The organism is Cupriavidus sp. SK-3 (assembly GCF_000611145.1).
Lineage (GTDB): Bacteria > Pseudomonadota > Gammaproteobacteria > Burkholderiales > Burkholderiaceae > Cupriavidus.
Genome location: NZ_JFJV02000283.1, coordinates 1 through 552 on the forward strand (window position 1 = coordinate 1; position 552 = coordinate 552).

Annotated in this window: 1 protein-coding gene; it reads left to right on the plus strand. The window is 68.7% G+C overall.

The window, feature by feature from the left end; genetic code table 11:
* A partial coding sequence (locus tag CF70_RS31160) for a type VI secretion system baseplate subunit TssG (protein WP_035874934.1) occupies positions 1 to 552 on the plus strand: 552 nt, incomplete at both ends.

Sequence of the window (552 nt, forward strand, 5' to 3'; positions counted from 1 at the left end):
GCCTGCTCGGGCTGGGCCTCGGCAAGCCGGGCACTGGACAGACGCGGACTGAAGAGACTGTCCTCACACGGAAGCTGTTGTCGATGCTGGGACTGGCCAGCCAGCGCACACGCACCGCCGAGGGCCTCGCCGGCGTGCTGCAGCATGCCGTGCCGGACGCGCACATCACGGTGGAGGAGTTCTACGCCGTGTGGGTGCGCCTCGACGCCACCGAGCGGATGCCGCTGGGAGAAAACTGTGTGCTCGGGCGCGGCTTTTATGACCGCGCCAACACCGTGCGCGTGGTGATCGCGCCGCAGGCACGCGACTCGGTGCTGGGGCTGATGCCGGGCCGGGCCATGCACCGGGAGGTGACGGCGCTGTTGCGCTTCTACCTGGGCTATGAAGCGCACGCGCATCTGGAGATGCATGTCAGGCCCGCGCTGATGCCGGCGCCGGCCTTGAATTCGGACCAGGTGAGCCTGGGCTACACCACGCAGATCAGGCAATCCGAGGAAGCCAAAGCCACGGGCGCCGGCGACGCCGTCACCCGTGTGCAGCTCGGCAACTGGC